15 protein-coding genes are annotated in these 19,400 nt (G+C 66.3%); 13 read left to right on the forward strand and 2 right to left on the reverse strand.

Going from position 1 to position 19,400, the window contains the following annotated elements:
* Positions 1–61: 61 nt before the first annotated feature.
* From FHW58_RS07675 to FHW58_RS07735, 13 genes are all read left to right on the forward strand, one after another.
* Positions 62–2,614 (forward strand): FtsX-like permease family protein, encoded by a 2,553-nt coding sequence (locus FHW58_RS07675; RefSeq protein ID WP_179673319.1) that lies wholly within the window; start codon positions 62–64, stop codon positions 2,612–2,614.
* A 5-nt stretch (positions 2,615–2,619) separates the two neighbouring features.
* Complete coding sequence (locus FHW58_RS07680) at positions 2,620–3,714, forward strand: lipocalin-like domain-containing protein (protein WP_179673320.1); 1,095 nt, start codon at positions 2,620–2,622, stop codon at positions 3,712–3,714.
* A 61-nt stretch (positions 3,715–3,775) separates the two neighbouring features.
* A complete protein-coding gene (locus FHW58_RS07685; RefSeq protein WP_179672454.1) occupies positions 3,776–5,611 on the forward strand; it encodes an ABC transporter transmembrane domain-containing protein in 1,836 nt (611 codons plus the stop codon).
* A gap of 66 nt (positions 5,612–5,677) precedes the next feature.
* Positions 5,678–6,418 carry a sterol desaturase family protein gene (locus FHW58_RS07690; protein ID WP_179672455.1) on the forward strand — a complete coding sequence of 247 codons (741 nt, stop codon included), beginning with the start codon at positions 5,678–5,680 and terminating at the stop codon, positions 6,416–6,418.
* Positions 6,419–6,442: 24 nt separating this feature from the next.
* Complete coding sequence (locus tag FHW58_RS07695) at positions 6,443–7,531, forward strand: beta-eliminating lyase-related protein (RefSeq protein WP_179672456.1); 1,089 nt, start codon at positions 6,443–6,445, stop codon at positions 7,529–7,531.
* Positions 7,532–7,567: 36 nt separating this feature from the next.
* Positions 7,568–9,175 (forward strand): DEAD/DEAH box helicase, encoded by a 1,608-nt coding sequence (locus FHW58_RS07700; RefSeq protein ID WP_179672457.1) that lies wholly within the window; start codon positions 7,568–7,570, stop codon positions 9,173–9,175.
* Between the two features lie 63 nt (positions 9,176–9,238).
* Positions 9,239–10,210, forward strand: coding sequence for a thymidylate synthase (locus FHW58_RS07705; RefSeq protein WP_179672458.1), 972 nt, complete (start codon positions 9,239–9,241; stop codon positions 10,208–10,210).
* On the forward strand, positions 10,207–10,905 hold the full coding sequence (locus FHW58_RS07710) for an alpha/beta fold hydrolase (protein ID WP_179672459.1): 699 nt from the start codon (positions 10,207–10,209) through the stop codon (positions 10,903–10,905). The genes FHW58_RS07705 and FHW58_RS07710 overlap by 4 nt, the downstream gene beginning before the upstream one ends.
* Complete coding sequence (gene yidD / locus FHW58_RS07715) at positions 10,902–11,327, forward strand: membrane protein insertion efficiency factor YidD (RefSeq protein WP_179672460.1); 426 nt, start codon at positions 10,902–10,904, stop codon at positions 11,325–11,327. The genes FHW58_RS07710 and yidD overlap by 4 nt, the downstream gene beginning before the upstream one ends.
* Before the next feature lie 39 nt (positions 11,328–11,366).
* A complete protein-coding gene (locus FHW58_RS07720) occupies positions 11,367–11,852 on the forward strand; it encodes a dihydrofolate reductase (protein ID WP_179672461.1) in 486 nt (161 codons plus the stop codon).
* Positions 11,853–11,870: 18 nt separating this feature from the next.
* Positions 11,871–12,443 (forward strand): DUF4337 domain-containing protein, encoded by a 573-nt coding sequence (locus tag FHW58_RS07725; protein ID WP_179672462.1) that lies wholly within the window; start codon positions 11,871–11,873, stop codon positions 12,441–12,443.
* A gap of 200 nt (positions 12,444–12,643) precedes the next feature.
* Positions 12,644–14,896 carry an arginine/lysine/ornithine decarboxylase gene (locus FHW58_RS07730; RefSeq protein ID WP_179672463.1) on the forward strand — a complete coding sequence of 751 codons (2,253 nt, stop codon included), beginning with the start codon at positions 12,644–12,646 and terminating at the stop codon, positions 14,894–14,896.
* A 425-nt stretch (positions 14,897–15,321) separates the two neighbouring features.
* Positions 15,322–16,674: a sigma 54-interacting transcriptional regulator gene (locus FHW58_RS07735; protein WP_179672464.1), complete on the forward strand. Its 1,353-nt coding sequence runs from the start codon at positions 15,322–15,324 to the stop codon at positions 16,672–16,674.
* Here FHW58_RS07735 and FHW58_RS07740 read toward each other — a convergent pair.
* Together FHW58_RS07740 and FHW58_RS07745 are read right to left on the reverse strand one after the other, a co-directional pair.
* Positions 16,671–17,213 carry a hypothetical protein gene (locus tag FHW58_RS07740; RefSeq protein ID WP_179672465.1) on the reverse strand — a complete coding sequence of 181 codons (543 nt, stop codon included), beginning with the start codon at positions 17,211–17,213 and terminating at the stop codon, positions 16,671–16,673. The genes FHW58_RS07735 and FHW58_RS07740 overlap by 4 nt on opposite strands.
* A gap of 18 nt (positions 17,214–17,231) precedes the next feature.
* Positions 17,232–19,394 (reverse strand): 8-amino-7-oxononanoate synthase, encoded by a 2,163-nt coding sequence (locus FHW58_RS07745; RefSeq protein ID WP_179672466.1) that lies wholly within the window; start codon positions 19,392–19,394, stop codon positions 17,232–17,234.
* Between the last annotated feature and the right edge of the window lie 6 nt (positions 19,395–19,400).

The raw sequence follows: 19,400 nt of genomic DNA on the forward strand, positions 1-19,400 counted from the left end.
AACCGGCCAACCGTCCGGTCCCGCCGCCGCGCCGGCCGCCGCCCCTCCGTCGGCCGCATCGATGCGGCGGCTGTCGCGCTGGCTGCTGCTGGGCGAATGGCGCGCGCATCCGGTGCGGGCGCTGGTGGCGATTGCGGCGATCGCCGTCGGCATCTCGCTCGGCTTCGCCATCCACCTGATCAACGCCGCCGCCTTCAATGAATTCTCCGCCGCCGTCAAAAGCCTGTCCGGCATGGCCGACATCCAGGTGCGCGGCACCGAGCCGTTCTTCGACGAAGCCATCTACCCCGTCCTGGCGCAACAGGACGGCGTGACTGTCGCCTCGCCGGTGCTGGAATTCGACGCTTCCGTCCCCGGCCAGCGCACCGCGCTGAAAATCATCGGCACCGACGCCTTCCGCGCCAGCTTCATCTCGCCGGACCTGGTCGGCACGCCCGACCAGGGCAATATCAACGACACCCTCGCCGACGACGCCCTGTTCCTGTCCGCCGCCGCCCGGCAATGGCTGCAAGCGCAGGCCGGCACGGTTACGCTGCAAGTCGGCACTGGCCAGGTGAAACTGCGCGTCGCCGGCTCCCTGCCGGCCGCCCGCGCCGGCCAGCGCATCGCCGTGATGGACATCGGCGCCGCCCAATGGCGCTTTGAAAAACTCGGCCAACTCTCGCGCATCGACCTCAAACTGCGCGATGGCGTCAACCGCGACGCCTTCAAAGCCCGGCTGGAACAGCAGTTGCAAGCCAAATACCCCGGCCGCTTCCGCGTCAACCAGCCGAATGACGAAGAACAGAACAGCCGCAACGAAGGCATGAGCCGCGCCTACCGCGTCAACCTCACCGTGCTGGCGCTGGTGGCGCTGTTCACCGGCGCCTTCCTGGTCTTTTCCACGCAGGCGCTGTCCGTGATCCGCCGCCGCAGCCAGTTCGCGTTGCTGCGCGTATTGGGACTCGACCGCAAACACCTGCTGCGCCAGATCCTGGTCGAAGGACTGTGCCTCGGCATCGCCGGATCGGCTATCGGCATCGCCGCCGGCTACGGCATGGCCGCCGCCGCGCTGCACTTCATGGGCGCCGACCTTGGCGCCGGCTTCTTCTCCGGCGTGCGCCCGCAAGTGCAATTCACGCCGGTCGCCGCCGCCATCTACTTCGTGCTCGGCGTGGCTGTCGCCCTGCTGGGCTGCGCCGCGCCGGCGCTGGACGCCGCCCGCGCCAAGCCGGCCATCGCCCTCAAATCCGGCACCGAGGAAGCAGCGATGGCCCGCCTGTCGCGCGCATGGCCGTCGCTGGCCTGCATGGCACTGGCCGCGCTGCTGTCGCAAGCGCCACCGGTATTCGAGCTGCCGCTGTTCGGCTACCTGTCCATCGCCCTGCTGCTGATCGGCGCCATAGGGCTGATGCCGCGGCTCGCCGCCATCGTGTTCCGCTTCGCGCACCACCGCTGGAGCGCCGCCACCGCCAACAAACCGCGCGCCTCGGCCGTCCTGACGCTCACGCTGTCGCGCCTCGCCAACGCCTCCGGCCAGGCCGGCATCGCGCTGGGTGGCGTGCTGTCCAGTTTCAGCCTGATGGTCGCCATGGCCATCATGGTGGCCAGCTTCCGCGTCTCGCTGGACGACTGGCTGCTGCACGTCCTGCCGGCCGATATCTACATTAGCACCGCCAGCGGCGGCGCCACCGCCGGCCTGAAGCCGCAGGAACAAGCCGCCATCGCCGCCCTGCCCGGCGTCGAGCACGCCGACTTCCTCGCCACGCGTTCGATCGCGCTGGCACCCGGCCGGCCGCCCGTGACGTTGATGGCGCGCACCGTGGATGCCGCCAATCCCGGCCGCACGCTGGCCATCGTCGGCGACACGCAAACGCCGGCGCCGGGCGGGCCGCCGCCGGTCTGGGTGTCCGAAGCCATGGTCGACCTGTACGGCATGAAGGTCGGCCAGCGCATCGAACTGCCCCTGGCCGGCGCGCCGCATGCCTTCACAGTGGCCGGCGTGTGGCGCGACTACGCCCGCCCCACTGGCACCATCCAGATGCGCCTGAGTGACTACCGCGCCATCACCGGCGAACAGGAAGCCAGCGGCGTGTCGCTGACGCTCAAGCCAGGCAGCCGCGCCGAGGACACGCTGCAGGCACTGAAACAGCTGCCCTTCGCCGCCGCGCTGGACGCCAGCGAGCCATCCCAGATCCGCGCCATGAGCATGAAGATATTTGACCGCAGCTTCGCCATCACCTATCTGCTGGAAGCCATCGCCATCGTCATCGGCCTGTTTGGCGTGGCCGCCACCTTCTCCGCGCAAACGCTGGCGCGCGCCAAGGAATTCGGCATGCTGCGCCACGTCGGCGTCACGCGCCGGCAAGTGCTGGCCATCCTCGCCATCGAAGGCGGTTCGCTGACGGCGCTCGGCATCGCCACCGGCTTTGTACTGGGCTGGGTGATCAGCCTGATATTGGTTTTTGTCGTCAATCCGCAGTCCTTCCACTGGACCATGCAGCTGCACATGCCCTGGCCGCTGCTGACCACCGTGGCCGGGCTGCTGCTGGGCGCGGCCGCGCTCACCGCGCTGCTGGCCGGTCGCCAGGCGCTGTCCGGCGGGCCGATACGCGCCGTCAGGGAGGACTGGTAATGTTGATGCACCTGCTACGCCGCGCCGCCGCGCGCCTGGCCATCGCCGCCTGCGCCCTGGCGCTGCCGGCGTATGCCGCCGCCCCGCAGTTCGCCACCGTCACGCCGTTGCCGCCGGGCGGCTCGCTGAGCTTCCCCAACGACTACGGTGCCCATCCCGACTTCAAGACCGAGTGGTGGTACGTCACCGGCTGGCTGAATACGCCGGACGGCAAGCCGGTCGGCTTCCAGGTCACGTTCTTCCGCAGCGCCACCGCGCACGACCGCGACAACCCGAGCCAGTTCGCGCCCCGGCAGCTGATCATCGGCCACGCCGCGCTGTCCGATCCGGCCAACGGCAAGCTGCTGCACGACCAGCGCTCGGCGCGCGAGGGCTTCGGCCTGTCCTACGCCAAGACCGGCGACACCGACGTCAAACTGGAAGACTGGCACATGCTGCGCACCGCCGACGGCAGCTACGCCGTGCACGTCGACGCCGCCCAGTTCAAATTTGACATCAGACTGCGCCCGACCCAAGCGGTCATGCCGGAAGACCAACGCGGCTTCTCGCGCAAAGGTCCGCGCCCCGGCCAGGCCAGCTATTACTACAGCGAGCCGCACCTGCAAGTTAGCGGAAATATCACCCGCAACGGCAAGCCGACCGCGATCACCGGCGCCGCATGGCTGGACCACGAGTGGTTCAGCGAGTACGTCGATCCGGAGGGCGATGGGTGGGACTGGATCGGCGCCAATCTGGACGACGGCGGCGCCCTGATGGCATTCCAGATCCGAAGCAAGACAGGTGCTAAACTATGGGCGCACGCGACATGGCGCGATGCATCCGGTAAGATCACGCAGTTTGAGCGCGACCAGGTCCAGTTCACGCCACAGCGGAAGTGGCGCTCGCCGCGCACCAACGCCGAGTACCCGGTCGCCACCCGCCTGAGCACCGGCGGCACGGTGTGGGACGTGGTGCCGCTGCAGGACGATCAGGAACTCGATTCGCGCCGCTCGGTGGGCGCGGTGTACTGGGAAGGCGCGGTCACGCTAAACCGTGACGGCAAGCGGGCCGGCCGCGCCTATCTTGAATTGACCGGCTATGTCAGCGCCATGAAACTGTAAGCACAATAAACAGCAGCACCAACCGTCACCACAAGCATATTCACGTAACAGCAGCCACACAATGACCAACAGCACCACCGCCAGCACGCCAACCGCCGCTGCACCCAACGCTCCCCGGGAACTCAAAAAAGGCAGTCTCGCCACCCTGCGCGGGCTGGTGCCTTTCCTGGCGCCGTACAAGCGCCAGTTCGTCATGGCCGGTATTGCGCTGGTGGTGGCCGCCGCCTCCACGCTGGCGATTCCCGCCGCCTTCAAGCAAATGATCGACCTCGGATTCGGCGGCGCCGGCGCGCGCAGCATCCAGCACGTGGACCTGGTGTTCCTGGCGCTGTTTGGCCTTGCCACCATCCTGGCGCTGGCGACGGCGGCGCGCTTCTATACCGTTTCCTGGCTCGGCGAACGCGTCACCGCCGACATCCGCAGCGCCGTGTACAAACACGTGGTCACGCAAAGCCCGGAATTCTTCGAAACCACGCAGACCGGCGAAGTCCTGTCACGGATCACCACCGACACCACGCTGATCCAGTCGGTGGTCGGCACCAGCATCTCCATGGCGCTGCGGAATATGCTGCTGTTCATCGGCGGCCTGGTGATGCTGTTCGTGACCAGCCCCAAACTGTCGTCCATCATCATCGGCCTGCTGATCCTGACCGTGCTGCCGATCGTGATGTACGGCCGCCGCGTGCGCAAGCTGTCGCGCGACTCGCAGGACCGCGTGGCTGATGCTTCCGCCATGGCTGGCGAAATCCTCAACGCCATGCCCACCGTGCAAGCCTTCACGCACGAGAAGATCGAGGCCCAGCGCTTTGGCGGCTCGGTGGAAGGCGCCTTCCAGACCGCCATGCGCCGCATCCGCGCGCGCGCCGTGCTGACCATGCTGGCGATTGTGCTGGTGTTTGGCGCCATCGTGTTCGTGCTGTGGCTGGGCGCGCACGCCGTGCTGTCGGGCGAGATGACCGGCGGTGATCTGGGCCAGTTCATCCTGTACGCCTCCATCGTGGCCGGCGCGATTGGCGCGCTGTCCGAGGTGATGGGCGAAGCGCAGCGCGCCGCCGGCGCCACCGAGCGCCTGCTGGAGCTGATGTCGGTCAAGTCGAAGATCCAGTCGCCGGCCACGCCGCTGGCGCTGCCGCCGCGCGCGGCCAACGGCGCGGCGTTGACGCTGAACGACGTCAGCTTCTCGTATCCATCGCGTCCGGAGACCAACTCGCTCGACCACGTCTCGCTGGATATCAAGCCGGGTGAAACGGTGGCGGTGGTCGGTCCTTCGGGCGCCGGCAAGACCACGCTGTTCCAGCTGTTCCTGCGCTTCTACGATCCTCAGCGCGGCAGCATCAAGCTGGATGGCGTCGATATCACGCAGCTGGATTTGCATACGCTGCGCGACGCCATCGGCATCGTGCCGCAGGATACGGTGATCTTCTCGGCCAACGCGATGGAAAACATCCGCTACGGCCGCGCCGACGCCACCGATGAGGAGGTGGTCGCCGCCGCCAGGTTGGCCGCCGCCCACGAATTCATCGAACGTCTGCCGCAGGGCTACCAATCCTTCCTGGGCGAGCGCGGCGTGCGCCTGTCCGGCGGACAGCGCCAACGCATCGCGATCGCGCGCGCGCTGCTGAAAAATCCGCCCCTGTTGCTGCTGGACGAAGCCACCAGCGCGCTGGACGCGGAATCCGAGCGCCTGGTGCAAAGCGCGCTGGAAGCGGCGATGGTCGGCCGCACCACCGTCATCATCGCCCACCGCCTGGCGACCGTGCAGCGCGCCGACCGCATCATCGTCATGGAAGACGGCAAGATCGTCGAAACCGGCACCCACGCATCGCTGGTGGCGCTGGGCGGCATCTACGCCAACCTGGCCGCGCTGCAGTTCCACCACGCGCACGGCGTCAATTAATCATTTTATAAGCAAAGGCGGTGCAAGCCGACCTTATGATGGCGTCTCCCAATCCGCGGAGACGCCATGCTGTCCCGAATCCTCTACAGCCTTCAGCAAACCATCGTCTACTACCTGGTGATCGCCGGCTTGTTCTCCGCGCTCTGGCTGTGGTGGCGCAAACGCCCCGGCCGCCGCAAACCGTTGCAAGCAACGCCGGTGCCGGCCTCGCAGATCCGCCGAGAATTGGTCACCTCCATCGGCAGCATCATCGTTTTCTCCAGCTTCCTGCCCATCCTTTTCCTGCTCGGCTTTGGCCAATACACGCACTACTATCCCCGCATCGATAATCACGGCTGGCCGTACTTCTTCCTCAGCATCCTGCTGGCGATGATCGTTCAGGACACTTACTTCTACTGGACGCACCGGCTGATGCACCAGCGCCGCCTGTTCCGCTGGTTCCACCGCACGCATCACCGCTCGACCAACACCAATCCGTGGACGACCTACTCGGTCAACCCGCTGGAAGCGATCGTCGATAGCGGGGCGGGCGTAGTGATATTGCTGCTCGTACCGATGACCGGCTGGGCGATTTTTGCCTTTTCGATCATCAACACGGTGTACGCGGTTTATACGCATCTGGGCTACGAGCTATATCCGCGCGGGCTGTCGCGCCACTGGCTGGGGCGTTGGATGAACACCTCGGTGGCGCACAACATCCACCACGCCGGGGCGCGCTACAACTTCAGTTGGTACTTCCTGTTCTGGGACCGCATGATGGGCACCCTGTCGCCGGACTACGACGAACAATACAGGGCGAAGTGGTAACATGCTGCCTTTCAGGAGAACGCCGTGACCGACGCCGAATTAAAACTCAGCTGCCGCACCCACCTGCCCGGCCACCGCGCCCCCTCGCCGGCCGAGCAGTTTGCCGCGATGGGCGAATGGTGCGAGGCGCGCGGCGTCACGCATGACGTCTACGGCAGCGGCGCCCTGATCCAGGAGTTCGAGCAGAAAGTCGCGCGCCTGCTGGGCTTTGAAGCGGCGGTATTCTGCATCACCGGCACCATGACGCAGGCCACCGCGCTGCGCATCGCCTGCGCGGAGCGTGGCAGCAAGGTGGTGGCGCTGCATCCCACCTCGCACATCCTGAAGCATGAACGCGGCAACCACCAGCTGTTCGATCATTTCCAGGCGCTGCAGATCGGCGACCCGCACCGTCCCTGGACGCTGGATGAGTTGAAAGCCATCCCCGACCAACTGGGCGCCGCCAAGCTTGAACTGCCGGCGCGGGAAATTGGCGGCCAATGCCCGGAGTGGGACGAACTGGCGGCCATCAAGGCCTACTGCCGCGAGCAAGGCATCCACCTGCACATGGACGGCGCGCGGCTGTGGGAGACGGCGGCGGCGTACGGCCGCCCTGTGAACGAGATCGCGGCGGGCTTTGACAGCGTGTACGTCTCGCTCTACAAAGGGATCGGCGGTATGGGCGGCGCTATGCTGGCCGGCAGCGCCGCCTTCGTCGCCAAGGCGCAGGAGTGGTATCGCCGCCAGGGCGGCAACGTCTACCAGCGCACGCCATACGTGGTGGCCGCCGCCATGCAGTTCGATGCGCGGCTGGCGGCCATGCCGGACTACTTCCGTCGCACAAAGTGGCTGTACGAGGCGCTGCGCGACTACCCGCTGCTGACGCCCAATCCCGCCGCCCCGCAGGCCAACATGCTGCACGTACATATGCCGGTGAGCCGCGAACGCGCGCTGGAGATCCGCAGCCACATCGCGCATGAACATGGCGTGTGGCTGTTCAACGGCGCCAATCATGCGCCCTTGCCCGGCCGCAGCTACGCGGAACTGTACATCGGCGACAACTTGCTGAACCTGTCGGACCAGCGCGTGCGCGACATTCTGGCATTGTGGTCGGACGCGCTGGCGACCGCATAGGCTATACTGCGCCCCTTTTGTTTGACTGACTTCGCCATGACCTTCCCCTCCCTCGGCCTGATCGATCCATTACTGCGTACGCTGGACGCACTGGGCTACAAGCAGCCCACGCCGGTGCAGAAGCAAGCCATCCCCGCCGTGCTGGCGGGCCGTGATGTGATGGCCGCCGCGCAGACCGGCACCGGCAAGACCGCCGGCTTCGCCCTGCCGATCCTGCACCGCCTGACGATGGAGGGCGTGACCGCGCCGCTGTGCGTGCGCGCACTGGTGCTGGTGCCGACGCGCGAGCTGGCGGAACAGGTCTATGAAAGCTTCCGCAGCTATGGCGGCAACCTGCCGCTGCGCAGCGCCGTCGCGTATGGCGGCGTGGCGATCGAGCCGCAGGTGGCCAAGCTGCGCAAGGGTCTGGACGTGCTGGTGGCGACGCCGGGCCGCCTGATCGATCTGCACGACCAGGGCGCGATCAGTTTCGAGCTGCTGCAAACCCTGGTGCTGGACGAGGCGGATCGCATGCTGGACCTGGGCTTTGAGCGCGATCTGGATATTCTGCTGGAGGCCCTGCCGAAGCAGCGTCAGACCTTGCTGTTCTCGGCCACGTTCTCGGATGAGATCCGCAAGCTGGCCAATGGCATGCTGCGCGATCCGGTGTCGATCCAGGTGGCGGCGGCCAATACGGCGGTGAAGTCGGTCAGGCAGTGGCTGGTCACCACGGACAAGCGCCGCAAGCCCGCGCTGTTCCTGCACCTGCTGAACAAGCTGGGTTGGTCGCAGGCGCTGGTGTTCGTCAAGACACGCAAGGGCGCGGAGGCGCTGGTCAACGTCCTGCTGGAGCATGGCCTGGCAGCGGATGCAATTCACGGCGACAAGACGCAGCCGGCCCGCTTGCGGGCGCTGGAGCGGTTCAAGCGCAAGGAAGTGTCGCTGCTGATTGCCACCGACGTGGCGGCGCGTGGACTGGATATCGAGGCGCTGCCGCTGGTGGTGAACTTCGATCTGCCGACCGTGGCCGAGGATTATATCCACCGTATCGGCCGGACCGGCCGGGCCGGCATGGACGGCGAGGCGGTGTCGCTGGTGTGCGCGGATGAAGTGGATATGCTGAAGGCGATCGAGACCTTGACGCGCCAGGCGGTGCCGCGTTTCGAGGAGCCGGGGTTTGAGGCGGATCACCGTGTGCCGGAGACGTCGGCCAAAGGCGCCGCTGTGCCGGCACGTAAAGGTCCGGCGCCCAACGCCGACAAACGGCCTGCCGGCGCCGCGCCGCTGGTCAAGAAGCCGATCGCCGACAAGACAGTCGCGCGGCCGGCGGGCGGCAGCGAGTCGTTGGGCATCTGGACGCCGCCGGAGAAAGCCGCCAAGCCAGGCGGGCGTGATCGCGGTCCGGGCGAAGGCATGGGCAGCCATGGCGGCAAAGCCGGCGTCCGTGCGCCCGGCACCGGCGGATCGTCGCATGGCCGCCCGGCCGGGCCGCGAGGCGGCTCTGCCGGGCCACGCGACGGCGGCGGATCGGGCGGCGGCGGCTACGGCGCGCCGAAAGGCGCCGTGGTGGTCGCTGGTGGACGCGGCGTCAAGTCGCAGGCGCGCGCCGAGGGACGCGCTGCCGCCAAGCCGGCCGGCCGCAAGGGCAAGCCTGGCGCTCGCTAAACCAGGGCCGCCAGCCCTGCTAAAATAACCGAACCCCGTCGACACCCCAAGTTGGAGAACTGAATGCAGCAATACCTGGACCTGATCCAAACCGTCATCGACACCGGCAGTTGGCAGGACAACCGCACCGGCATCCGCACGCTGAGCGTGCCGGGCGCGATGATGCGCTATGACCTGACCAAGGGTTTTCCGGCAGTGACAACCAAGAAGCTGGCATTCAAGTCCGTGATCGGTGAACTGTGCGCCTTCCTGCGCGCCTCGCGCAACGCCGCCGAATTCCGCGCGCTGGGCTGCAAGGTCTGGGACCAGAACGCCAACGAAAACCAGCAATGGCTGGACAACCCGTACCGCCTCGGCACCGACGACCTGGGCCCGGTCTACGGCGTGCAATGGCGCCAGTGGCCCGGCTACAAAGTGATCGACGCCGATCAGGAAGCCCAACTGGCCAACGCCCGGAAAAACGGCTTCACCATCGTCGCGCCGATCGAAGAAAACGGCGTGAAGAAAGTCCTGCTGTACAAGGCCATTGACCAGTTGCGCGAGTGCCTGGACACCATCATCAACAACCCAAGCAGCCGCCGCATCCTGTTCCACGGCTGGAATCCGGCCGTGCTGGACGCGGTCGCCCTGCCGGCCTGCCACCTGCTCTACCAATTCATCCCGAATCCGACCACCAGGGAACTGTCGATGTGCCTCTACGTGCGCTCCAACGACCTGGGTCTGGGCACGCCGTTCAATCTGGCCGAAGGCGCGGCGCTGATGCACCTGGTCGGCCGCCTGACCGGCTACACGCCACGCTGGTTCACCTACTTCATCGGCGACGCCCACATCTACGAAAACCACATGGAGATGGTGCAGGAGCAGCTCAAGCGCGAGCCCTTCCCGCTGCCGCAGCTGATCATTTCCGACCGCGTGCCGTCGTACGCGCAGACCGGCAACTATGCGCCGGAGTGGCTGGAAAAAATCGAGCCGTCCGACTTCGCGCTGGAAGGTTATCAGCATCACGCCCCCATCACCGCGCCCATGGCCGTATGACGCAACTGGATTTCGTCCCCGGCACGCTGTGCGATGACCGCATGTGGGCCCGGCTGCTGCCGCTGCTGGGCGATGGCTTTGCGTTCAACCACATCCCGCTGTACAAGGCGCACACGCGCGAGCAGATGCTGGAACTGATCGGCGCCCATAGCGCGACCAAGGCCAACCTGGTCGGCTTTTCGCTGGGCGCCTACCTGGCGATGGAATACGCGCTGGCCCATCCCGAGCGCGTGGCGTCGCTGGTCATCATCGGCAGTGCCGGCAAAAAGCTGCTCGACAAGGAAAAGGCCACCCGCCTGCGCATCATTCCGCAACTGGAGAAGAACCATTACACCGGCATGACCCAGATGCGGCTGCGTGAAATCGTCGCGCCGCAGCACCTCGACGATCCCGCCATCGTCGGCGTGATCCAGCAAATGGCGGTGGATCTGGGCAAGGACGTGCTGCTGGCGCAGTTCCGCAGCACCATCGAGCGTCCCGACCTGATGGACCGCGTGCATGCGCTGCGGTGCCCGGCCATGATCATCGGCGCGGAGCACGACAACCTGGCGCCAGCGGACGACGTCCGCGCCCTCGCCGCCAACTGGCCGTCCGCGCAACTGCACATGCTGGCGCAAGGCAGCGGCCACATGATGCCGCTGGAAGCGCCGCAAACGCTGGCGGACTTGCTGCTGGCCTTCCACCGCGCCGCATGAAACTCCTGGCCCTGGCAGCCATCTCGTTCTACCAGCGCTACCTGTCGCCCTACAAGGGCTTTGTCTGCGCCTTCCGCCGCCACACCGGGCGCGATAGCTGCTCGGCTCACGGCAAGCGCGTGATCGCACGCTATGGCCTGTGGCAAGGACTGACGCTGCTGAGGCGCCGCCTGGACGCGTGCGGCGAGGTCCACCGCCACCACCAGGCGCCGCAACGGACCAGCATGCGCCACCGCGCGCAAGCCGGCCATTGCGACGCGAGTTGCGACCTCCCGCACCTCCATTGCGGCGCCGATGAGGCCTGCCAGGCGCTGGACTGCGTCAGCAGCGGCTGCGATGTCTCCAGCTGCCGGGACTGGGGCAGGAGACGGCGGCGCGATGACGAGATGTATGTCCGCATGCCACCTCCCCCTGGCCTGTAATTTCAACGATAATGACGCCTCTTTAGCGTACACCGAATCATGAGCAAACTGACCATCATCGTCGCCACCGACGCCCAGCGCGGCATCGGCATCAACAACACGCTGCCGTGGAAGCTGCCGGAGGACCTGGCGCACTTCAAGCGCACCACCACCGGCCACCCGATCATCATGGGCCGCAAGACCTTCGACTCGATCGGCCGCCCGCTGCCGAACCGCCGCAACATTATCGTTACGCGTAACGACAAATGGTCGCACGACGGCGTGGAAGCCGTCGGCTCGCTCGACGCCGCCATCGCGCTGCTGGACGGCGCCGAAGGCTACGTCATCGGCGGCGCCGAGATCTACCGGCAGTCACTGCCGCTGGCCGACCAGTTGATTATCACGCAAATCGACCATACCTTCGACTGCGATGCCTTCTTCCCCGAGATCGACGCCGCCGCGTGGCAGGAAACCGCGCGCGAGGCCCACGTCTCCGAGGCATCCGGTCTGCACTACGCTTTTGTCACCCTGCGCCGCAAGGCATAAACAAGTAAGAGGAAATCCATGTCTAGCGAAGGCTTCCACGTCCACGGCCCACACGACCACGCGGTCGAACACGCTGCACACGGCAGCGACGGCTTTTCCAACAACATCGCCGTGATGACGGCCATCCTCGCCACCGTTGGCGCGGCGTTCGGCTATCTCGGCGGCGCCACCCAGAACGACGCGGCCCTGTTCAAGAACAACGCCGCCATCGACAAAACCGAGGCGGCCAACCGCTGGAACTACTACCAGGCCAAGTCGGCCCGCCAGAACCTGGCCGAGCTGGCGATGACGCTGCCCGGCGTCGATCCCAAGCGCTACGAGGCGGACGCCGCGCGCTACAAGCACGACAAGGAAGAAATCAAGAAGGACGCCGAGAAGTTCGAGGAATCGTCCAAGGAATGGAACCACAAGTCGGACGAGGCCATGCACCAGCACCACCAGTGGGCACTGGCCACCACCGCCGAGCAGATCGCCATCTCGCTGGCCGCCATCACCCTGCTGACCCGCAAGAAGTGGATGATGGGCCTGGCCTACGGCGTGGCTGGCGTCGGCATCGTGCTGGGCCTGCTGGCCTGGTTCGGTGGTCACTAAGCAACATTAACTGAATGGCATGACGTGTAATACGCGCGTCATGCTGCTCATGCATTCTGTTACGATAATTTTTTTCCCGCAGCGGCGCTATTTCTGCGAGAATCCCGTTCTTATTTTTTTGCGGCCCGTCACCTGAAGGGGCGCGCCCTTGCCCGCCCCTCCACACACGTCAGGGGCGGCTTGCTTTTTTGGAGACATGCATGAAATTTCGTTTCCCCATCGTCATCATTGACGAGGATTTCCGTTCCGAGAACACGTCCGGCCTGGGCATTCGCGCCCTGGCCGATGCGATGGAAAAAGAAGGCATGGAAGTAGTGGGCGTGACCAGCTACGGCGACCTGGCCCAGTTCGCACAGCAGCAATCGCGCGCGTCGGCCTTCGTGCTGTCGATCGACGATGAAGAATTCGGCACCGGCTCGGTGGAGGACACCGATACCGCGCTGAAGTCGCTGCGCGCCTTCGTCGAGGAAATCCGCTACAAGAACGCCGACATCCCGATCTACCTGTACGGCGAAACCCGCACCTCGCGCCACATCCCCAACGACATCCTGCGCGAGCTGCACGGCTTCATCCACATGTTCGAGGACACGCCGGAATTCGTCGCCCGCCACATCATCCGCGAGGCCAAGTCCTACCTGGACGGCCTGGCGCCGCCGTTCTTCCGCGCGCTGGTGGAATACGCCAACGACGGTTCCTACTCGTGGCACTGCCCGGGCCACTCGGGCGGCGTGGCCTTCCTGAAGTCGCCGATCGGCCAGATGTTCCACCAGTTCTTCGGCGAGAACATGCTGCGCGCCGACGTCTGCAACGCCGTCGAGGAGCTGGGCCAGCTGCTGGACCACACCGGTCCGGTCGCCAAGTCCGAGCGCAACGCCGCGCGCATCTTCAACGCCGACCACTGCTACTTCGTCACCAACGGCACCTCGACCTCCAACAAGATGGTGTGGCACTCGACCGTGGCACCGGGCGACATCGTCGTCGTCGACCGTAACTGCCACAAGTCGATCCTGCACTCGATCATCATGTGCGGCGCAATTCCGGTGTTCCTGATGCCGACCCGTAACCACCTCGGCATCATCGGCCCGATCCCGCTGGAAGAGTTCTCGATGGAGAGCATCATGCGCAAGATCGAAGCCAACCCGTTCGCGCGCGAGGCCGTGAACAAGAAGCCGCGCATCCTGACCATCACCCAGTCGACCTACGACGGCGTGGTCTACAACGTGGAGACGCTGCGCGAACTGCTGGACGGCCAGATCGACACCCTGCACTTCGACGAAGCCTGGCTGCCGCACGCCACCTTCCACGACTTCTACAAGAACATGCACGCGATCGGCAAGGACCGTCCACGCGCCAAGGAGTCGATGATCTTCTCGACCCAGTCGACCCACAAGCTGCTGGCCGGCCTGTCGCAGGCCTCGCAGGTGCTGGTGCGCGAATCGGAAACCGTCAAGCTGGACCAGGACGCCTTCAACGAGGCCTACCTGATGCACACCTCGACCTCGCCGCAGTACTCGATCATCGCCTCGTGCGACGTCGCCGCCGCCATGATGGAAGCGCCGGGCGGCACCGCGCTGGTGGAGGAATCGATCCTGGAAGCGCTGGACTTCCGCCGCGCCATGAAGAAGATCGACCAGGAATGGGGCAAAGACTGGTGGTTCAAGGTCTGGGGCCCGGACGACTTCGCCGAGGAAGGCATCGGCTCGCAGCAGGACTGGATCATCAAGGCGGAAGACAACTGGCACGGCTTCGGCAAGCTGGCGCCGGGCTTCAACATGCTGGACCCGATCAAGGCCACCATCGTCAACCCGGGCCTGTCGCTGGACGGCCAGTTCGACGAGACCGGCATTCCGGCGTCGATCGTCACCAAGTACCTGGCCGAGCACGGCGTGATCATTGAAAAGTGCGGCCTGTACTCGTTCTTCATCATGTTCACCATCGGCATCACCAAGGGCCGCTGGAACACACTGCTGACCGCGCTGCAGCAGTTCAAGGACGACTACGACAAGAACCAGCCGATGTGGCGCATCCTGCCGGAATTCGCGGCCGCCAACCCGGTCTACGAAAAAGTCGGCCTGCGCGACCTGTGCCAGCAGATCCACGACTTCTACAAGGCCTACGACGTGGCGCGCCTGACCACCGAGATGTACCTGTCGGACATGGTGCCGGCGATGAAGCCATCGGAAGCGTTCGCCAAGATGGCGCACCGCGAAATCGAGCGCGTGGCGATCGACGAGCTGGAAGGCCGCATCACGTCGATCCTGCTGACGCCCTATCCACCGGGCATTCCGCTGCTGATTCCGGGCGAGCGCTTCAACAAGACCATCGTCGACTACCTGCGCTTCGCGCGCGACTTCAACGAGCGCTTCCCCGGCTTCGAGACCGACGTGCACGGCCTGGTCAAGCGCGAGGTGGACGGCAAGCGCGGCTACTTCGTCGATTGCGTGAAACAATAAATGTTAAAAAGGCAGCTCCGGCTGTAATGCCGTTCAATTAAGCCTGTCGTTCCGGCGAAAGCCGGAACCCATGGAACGCCTGGGCTGTGGTAACTCTGGCCTTCTATGGATTCCGGCGTTCGCCGGAATGACAGTTCAAGCCCTAACTGAACAGCATTACAGCTCCGGCTGCCTTTTTTTACGACTGCGGGCATCCTTTCCGCCGCTCGCAGCACCCCAAACGAAAGGGTCTGACCCCGTACGGGGTCAGACCCTGGCTGCGGCGGTATGCGGGTTGGGTTGGTGCCGCATGCGCAACCGGAGGAAAAGCGACAGCCACCCAGCCCCTTGCCCCCGCGCTTGTGCCCGATCAAGGCGCGCTGGGGCCGGTGGAATTTATAGTGTGCTCCTTGTCCGCGTCGGCGGACGCTACCGGCGGGGAGCCCATGACACTCGCAGTACGCCTGCACATCGCGGACGACGTCAGCGGCAATGACGGCGCGGCGCTGCAAGAAGCGCTGTTGGCGCACGGCCTGCAGCCGCAGCCTTGGCAGGCACCGGGCCTGGCGCTGCCGCCGGACGATTTTGGCTTGCTGCTGTTTTCCCGCTGGCAGCCAGCGCTGGCCGCGCTGCTGCGCGACGCCGCCGGCGCCACGCTGGCGATCTGCCGCGCGCAGCCGGCGCCGGACGCGGCCGCGATGTGGGCGGTGCTCGACGCCGGCGTGGCCGACCTGCTGCTGTGGCCACCGGGCGGCGATCCGGGCGCGCAGATCGCCGCCCGGCTGCAGCGCTGGCGTGCGGTGCAACAGTTGATGGCCTCCCCCGCCGTGCAAGGCTGCCTGGTCGGCGACAGCCCGGTCTGGCGCGCGCTGCTGCGCGAGGTGGTGGAGGTAGCGGCCTTCACCACCTCGCCGGTGTTGATCACCGGTGAAACCGGCACCGGCAAGGACCTGATCGCGCAGAGCATCCACCGGCTCAGCCGGACCGACGGCGACCTGACCGTGCTGGACTGCACCACGCTGTCGCCCGACCTGGCTGGCAGCGAATTGTTTGGCCACGAACGCGGCGCCTTCACCGGCGCGGTCAACGCGCGCGATGGCGCTTTCGCCGCGGCCAATGGCGGGGTGCTATTTCTCGACGAGGTCGGCGAGCTGCCGCTGCCCTTGCAGGCGCAGTTGCTGCGCGTGATCCAGGAGCAGCATTATCGCCGCGTCGGCAGCAACGCCTGGCATCCGACCAAGTTCCGCCTGGTGTGCGCCACCAACCGCGAGCTGGAGGCCGAGGTGGCGCGCGGCGCCTTCCGTGCCGACCTGTACTACCGCATCGCTGCCTGGCGCTGCCGCACACCACCGCTGCGCGAACGGCCGGGCGATATTCTGCCGCTGGTGATGCATTTCCTGCGCCAGTTGTCCGGCCGCGACTGCGCGCTGGATCCGGCAGTGCGCCACCATCTGCTGACGCGCGCCTACCCCGGCAATGTGCGCGACCTGCGCCAGGCCGTCACCCGCATCTGGCACCGCCATGCCGGTCCGGGCCCGCTGACCATCGGCGATATTCCGCCGGACGAGCGCCGCGCCGGACCGGCAACGTGGCCGGACCACGGCTTCACCGAGACCATCCGCCACGCGCTGGCGATGGGCGTCAGCCTGCCGCAACTGGCGCACACGGCGGCCGACGTGGCGATCCAGCTGGTGCTGGAGCAGGAAGACCACAACAACCAGCGCGCGGCGGCGCGGCTGGGCGTGACCGACCGCGCGCTGCAGATGCGACGCAAGGGGCGCGCGGGGCTAGCCGGCTAGCCGTCCAGCTCCAGCTCCAGCTCCAGCCGCTGGTTGGTCAGCACGTTGCGCGCCTTGTCGCGCATCAGCAGGTGCAGCGCTTTTTCCTTGTCGCGCCACGCCACGTTGGCGGGGCCGGTCGCCACGTAGACCTCGATCTTGTTCACATTGATGCCCATGACCCTGGCGCACAGCCGGTGCGCCATCAGCCGCCGCGTCAGATTGGTGGACATGCCGCTGTAGCCGCGCCGCTCGCCGTCGATGGTGAATTCCAGCAGGTACAGGCCCTGGTTGGGCATCAGCTGATCAACCCGGTCCAGCTGGCCGATGTGGCGATACTCCGGCAATACGGCGGGATCGAGCGCGGCCAGCAGCGGCGGCACAAACTTGGTCGCCCGCGCGCCCAACCCCGGATGGCCGCGCGCGGACCGCAACGGCGGCGGGGGACGCGACGTGGATCGAGTCGAGGAACCCGGCGAGGGCCGCGCGAGGCGCGAACGCAGCCTCGGCAGCATAAACTCCAGCACCTCGAACTCCTGCGTTTCAAATGCCTGGCACATGATCGCGCTCCCCCTGGCTCAGGCGCGGCGCTGCTGCGCTTCCAGCCGCTGACGCAGCAACACCGACGGCAACGTCGACTCCAGCTGCGGATTGGCCAGCTCGGCCGACAGATCGACGCCGGTGACGGCGCGGTAGGCGTGGATGTAGCCCTGCGCCTGCGGCCGCCAGAAGCGGGCCCAGTTGTGCGCCTGCACCGGCTCGTAGACATCGCTCCAGTGGCCGTAGCGGATCGACAGCAGCAACTGCTCGCCGAACATGGCCAGGTCGCGGAAATGCGCGACGCTGGTGTCGGTCCAGCCTTGCAGCTTCTTCATCGCGTCCACCCGGTCCATCCATGGTTCCGGATAGGCCACCATCACCCGCGTCGGCAGGAACTCGCGGAACTCCGGCCGCGCCAGCAGCCACTGCTGCATCATCATTTCGATGCGGGCCGTGGCCGGCAAGTCGCCGTACTGGTTGTGCGCGCCCTGCGACAGGATCAGGTGCACCTCCTTCAGCGCGTTCAGCACCGGGAAGGCGTCGGCCTTGACGGTGGTGTCGTCATCCTGGCGGAAGAACGGCGTCAACTGGCGCAGCAGGTTGTGGAAGGCCTCGATGAACTTGGAGCGGCTGTCGGCCGGCCGGAAATCGCGCACCGCGCGGCCGTCCAGGTGCAAACCGTACTGGTGGTCGTACTCGTAATTGCGGCGCACCACGCTGAGCCGGTGCTGCTCGTCCTGCACATAGCCCCACAGCAGCGCGTTGGCCGGCCGCAGCGCATCGATTTCGGTGTTGGCCAGCGGATCAATGCCGGTCGCGTGCGCCGACGAGCGCAGGTTCTGGAAGCGCCGCGTGATGGCGTTGGTCGATTGCACCAGCATGCCCTCCTCGTGCCAATACGACCAGATCAACTCCATCAGGCAGGGATGGGCCAGGCGCTGGCGGATCAGGCCGACGCACAGGTTGGCTTCGTCCGGCTGGTGCGCCGGCAGCTGGATTTCCACGTCCGGCAGCTTGCTGCGGATGAGCGCCAGGTAAGGCAGCGTCTTCAGGTGCGGCTCGACCGCCGTCAGGTAGCGCCTGAGCAGCTTTTCCATCGACTGCTCGTTGGGCAGATCGCGCCGGTCGAGGTAGCCGGCGTCGTCGTCGCCAAAGGCCAGCGGCTTGGTCAGCACGCCGCAATTGACCATCACGAAGGCCTCGGTGGCGGCCTTCAGCACGCGGTACGATTCGGCATCGGTGAACGGCAGCGCGCGCCGCTTCTCCAGCCGCTTGAAGGTGTGCTCGAAGGCCGGGAAGCGCTGCTGCTCGTAGTCCGGCACGGCGCCGGCGCCCGGCGCGCAGAACAGCTGGCCGAGGAAGGCGGCGTAATTATTGAACGACAGCGCCTCGGTGCTGTTGCGGATCAGCGTCCACAGCGACAGGTCCGGCGTGCTCTCGGTTTCGGTGCGCGAGGCGGTGGTGGTGATCTTGCCGGACACCGGCAGCGGCGTCATCTCATCGGCCACGAAGCTGCCGGTCAGGTGATAGTGGGCAAAGCGCTGGCGGTCGCCGACGCCGCCCTGCCGCCCCAACTGCGCCATGCGGATATTCGCGCCCACGCTTTGCTTGCCGGTGCGCTCGATGCGCATACGGAACTCGTTGCTGGCGCTGCGCCGGGGGCGCAGCGGCCGGTCGGGGTCGGCCGCCGTGCCGGCTTGCAGCGGGTACTGCTGGTTGTTGACGTTGTACAGCGCGCTGACCGTCAGCGTATCGCCGACCACGCCGTGCGGCGTGCTGCGCGCCGCGCCGTTGTTGTACACCACGGTGTCCAGTGAAATATGCGGCGTCAGCGCAAACACCCGCGCCAGCGCCCCACCCGGCGTGATCTCCAGCGCGTAATAATAGACATTGCCGCTATCGAACGGCGTGACGTGGTTGTACATGACGATGTAGGGGCCTTCACCGATCTTGTCGAACACCGCGCGGCCATCGCCGCCGGTGAGGGCCTCGACCGCCGTGCGGCTGCCAATAAAGTTGGCCCATGCCGCCGGGGCGGCCTTGTACATGCCATCGCTCTCCCACGGCGCCGCGTCCGGCAGGCCGCCAGTGGGATTGGGATACAGCAGGATGCTGGCGTCCACCACCGGCAGTCCGGGCCCGGCGCTTACCGTCACGGCGAGCGAGCCGGTGCCCGCCGCAGCTTGCTTCAAGTTGTCCATGTCACT

Origin of the sequence: Duganella sp. 1224 (genome assembly GCF_013408245.1) — a bacterium.
In the GTDB taxonomy this organism is placed as follows: Bacteria; Pseudomonadota; Gammaproteobacteria; order Burkholderiales; family Burkholderiaceae_D; genus Rugamonas.